This is a genomic window from Alcanivorax profundi (assembly GCF_003597125.1).
In the GTDB taxonomy this organism is placed as follows: Bacteria; Pseudomonadota; Gammaproteobacteria; order Pseudomonadales; family Alcanivoracaceae; genus Alcanivorax; species Alcanivorax profundi.
Map to the genome: position 1 here is coordinate 1 of NZ_QYYA01000162.1, position 400 is coordinate 400.

Annotated in this window: 1 protein-coding gene; it reads right to left on the reverse strand. The window is 42.5% G+C overall.

All coding sequences use genetic code 11. From position 1 onward, the window contains the following. Positions 1-311 (reverse strand): CHC2 zinc finger domain-containing protein (locus D4A39_RS19350; protein ID WP_233552541.1); only part of this gene is annotated, 311 nt, incomplete at its 3' end. Positions 312-400 lie beyond the last annotated feature (89 nt).

The window sequence follows — 400 nt, forward strand, 5'->3', positions numbered from 1 at the left end:
GAAGAGTTTTGCTTTCCAAAAGAGAAAGATACCGGGCGCACGTGCGGTGTCTGCTCTGCTATCCGTTTCAAGATGTAAGGTACATGGTCGGTAGCGTACAGGTGTGCAGCCAGTTCTATGATACCACCACCTTTACCCAAACCGAAGTCATACCATTGTTCACGTTCGGTATTTACCTTGAACGAGGCTTCGGCTTCTTCCCTTAACGGTGATTTATACCACAGATTGACACCTTGTTGCTTGACGGGAGAATATCCTAAACTATGCAGATAATCCGCTATTCTGATTTGCTTGGCTGTCTGTATATCCATAAAATGATTGTTTTAGTAGTTGGTGAATTGGTTTATTTTTCTTTTTGCCCGTACCTTTTTAGGAAGTACGGTCTATAATCACTTCACTA